Annotated in this window: 1 protein-coding gene; it reads left to right on the top strand. The window is 42.5% G+C overall.

Going from position 1 to position 694, the window contains the following annotated elements; genetic code table 11:
* Positions 1-647, top strand: a 647-nt coding sequence (locus R7Z49_RS25185) for a class I SAM-dependent methyltransferase (RefSeq protein WP_318112412.1), incomplete at its 5' end; no start/stop codon positions are given.
* Positions 648-694 lie beyond the last annotated feature (47 nt).

Genomic DNA, 694 nt, shown 5'->3' with positions numbered 1-694 from the left:
AGCATCGACTGGTCTTTTCTCAGGCCAATGCAGAACCAAGAATTGAAGTAGACCCAATCACGGCTTGGGGTATCGAAGGTGAACACATTCAGCTTAAAAACCTGCCAAATGTCTATTCAGGAGAAAGCTTAGATTTAGGTGCGCGTTTTATGCTGCAACATATTCCTGAAGAGGCCTCAATCAATCACATTATCGATTTGGGATGCGGTAACGGCGTCTTATCGGTAAAAGCAGGTCAACTCAATCGAAATGTAAGACTGACTTGCGTTGATGAAAGCTTCATGGCGCTTGAATCTGCCAAGCAGAACTTATTGGATAACTTGGGCGAAGGTCGCGACATTCAGTGCGTGGCCAATAACTGTTTGGATGGATTCAAACCTGACAGTTGCGATTTAATCATGTGTAACCCACCGTTCCATCAGCAACAAGCCATTACCGATCATATCGCATGGCAAATGTTCTGTGATGCAAAACAAATTTTGAACCAAAATGGCAAGTTACTCGTCATAGCAAACCGTCACCCCCGCTACGACGCCAAGTTGAAACGTCTGTTTGGCGATAAGAATGTGAAACTCATCGCTTCTAACAATAAGTTCGTGATTTTACAGGCAACAAAAAATCCTGCTAAATTAAGCGCAAAACAATAGAGCTCTCCGAGCAAAATGTTTACAAGGAACAATAAAATGAAAAAACT

Source organism: Vibrio sp. 1562 (assembly GCF_033340155.1).
Taxonomy (GTDB): domain Bacteria; phylum Pseudomonadota; class Gammaproteobacteria; order Enterobacterales; family Vibrionaceae; genus Vibrio; species Vibrio alginolyticus.
This window is presented reverse-complemented; position numbering and strand designations above follow the sequence as displayed.